This is a genomic window from Paraburkholderia franconis (assembly GCF_009362735.1).
Classification (GTDB): domain Bacteria; phylum Pseudomonadota; class Gammaproteobacteria; order Burkholderiales; family Burkholderiaceae; genus Paraburkholderia; species Paraburkholderia franconis.
On the sequence record NZ_WHNP01000245.1, the window covers coordinates 1 to 814 of the forward strand.

1 protein-coding gene and 1 pseudogene are annotated in these 814 nt (G+C 66.7%); both read left to right on the forward strand.

Annotated elements, in window-relative coordinates; all coding sequences use genetic code 11:
* Window positions 1-372 (forward strand): DUF1275 family protein (locus GCT13_RS47975; RefSeq protein WP_152768462.1); only part of this gene is annotated, 372 nt, incomplete at its 5' end.
* Window positions 373-508: 136 nt separating this feature from the next.
* Window positions 509-814, forward strand: a pseudogene (locus tag GCT13_RS47980) (alginate export family protein); the annotation flags it as partial.

The window sequence follows — 814 nt, forward strand, 5'->3', positions numbered from 1 at the left end:
GCGGCGATGGGCGTGCAGAACGCGCACGGGCGGCTCGTCGCGCGTCCCGGCGTGCCGAACACGGTGATGACGGGCAACGTCACGCAGGCCGTGCTCGATGCGATCGACGTGCTTTCGCCGCACGCGCCATCCGACGCACAGGCCGTGGCGCGAACGCGCCTGGGCAAGATGCTGCCGGCCATTCTCGCGTTCGCTGCGGGCGCGATCGCAGGCGCGCTCGCGTATCGGCAAGTCGGGTTCTGGGCTCTGCTGCTTCCGTTTGTCGTGCTCGCGTGGCTCGCACTCAACGCACGCGGCGGACAGACGGAGATGGTGGCTCACGCAAGCGCTTCACCAGGCGGTTCGGCGACCAGGACGGACGCGAGGAAATAGCCGAAGCAGGTCCGGTCGGACTGCTCGTTGTGGCCGTTCGCGTTTGATCGAACGGCCAGTGCGCCTGCATTTCGGATACGCGCTGATGAATGTCGCGGGCAAAAGTACCGCACCCCTTTCACGACACGGAGATGCTATGACGCATGTGTGGCCCAGGCCGTTTGCAGGTACGAACGCTGTTGCGTACCTTGCCCTTTTTGTCGCCGGCCTGGCGTTGAGCGGCAGTGCGCGGGCGACAGAGGAAACGGCATCCGCCGATACGGCAACCGCCGCGTGCACCGCGAAGCGGCCCGTCGTGCTGTTCAACCGCTGGCAGGAGGACTGGTCCGTGCTGGCGGACAAGTGCGTGCCCCGGCAGCCGCTGGACAGCCTCAAATACATTCCGCTCGGCGGCGATCCGCATTCGTATCTGTCGCTCGGCGCGAATCTGCGCGAGCGCCTC